This is a genomic window from Acidithiobacillus sp. (assembly GCF_049965315.1).
In the GTDB taxonomy this organism is placed as follows: domain Bacteria; phylum Pseudomonadota; class Gammaproteobacteria; order Acidithiobacillales; family Acidithiobacillaceae; genus Acidithiobacillus_B.
The window spans coordinates 1-623 of sequence record NZ_JBMFWL010000071.1; the positions used below are offsets into that span (position 1 = coordinate 1).

The following is a 623-nucleotide window of genomic DNA, read 5'->3' on the forward strand; positions in this document are numbered from 1 at the left end:
CTGGCCATCGCGCTCGATCCGGCCTCCACCTCGTTCTACAGAAATGGCCGCTACCACTTGCAGCGCTCGGGCAATCAGGTGCTCGACAGTCAGGAGATGGTGGATCTGTACCGGAGCTGGCTCAATGTCTTTCCCATCGTCTCCATCGAAGACGGCCATGCCGAGGACGACTGGGCGGGCTTTGCCGCCATGACGCGGCAACTGGGCGACCGGATTCAGATTGTTGGTGACGACAACTTTGTCACCAATACCCGCATCATCCAGCGCGGTATCGACGAGGGCACGGCCAACGCCTCGCTCATCAAGCTCAACCAGATCGGCACGGTGAGCGAGACCATTGCCGCGGTGCGGCTGTGCCAGAAGGTTGGCTGGGGCACGGTGATGTCGCATCGCAGCGGCGAGACCGAAGATGCCTTCCTTTCAGACTTCGCCGTGGCCGTGGGCGCAGGGCAGATGAAATCGGGCGCGCCCGCGCGCAGCGAGCGCCTGGCCAAGTACAACCGCCTGATGGAGATCGAGACCGAACTGGGCGACAGCGCCGAGTTCATCAACCCCTACCGCCGCTGAGGGGGGCATGACGTCACTTCCCACGTTTCACAGCCTGCTGTTTCCCACGGCGGAGC

The 623-nt window shown here is 63.1% G+C and carries 1 pseudogene; it reads left to right on the forward strand.

The features are described 5' to 3' along the window. Positions 1 to 567 (forward strand): annotated as a pseudogene (locus tag ACP5MM_RS09830) (phosphopyruvate hydratase); the annotation flags it as partial. Positions 568 to 623 lie beyond the last annotated feature (56 nt).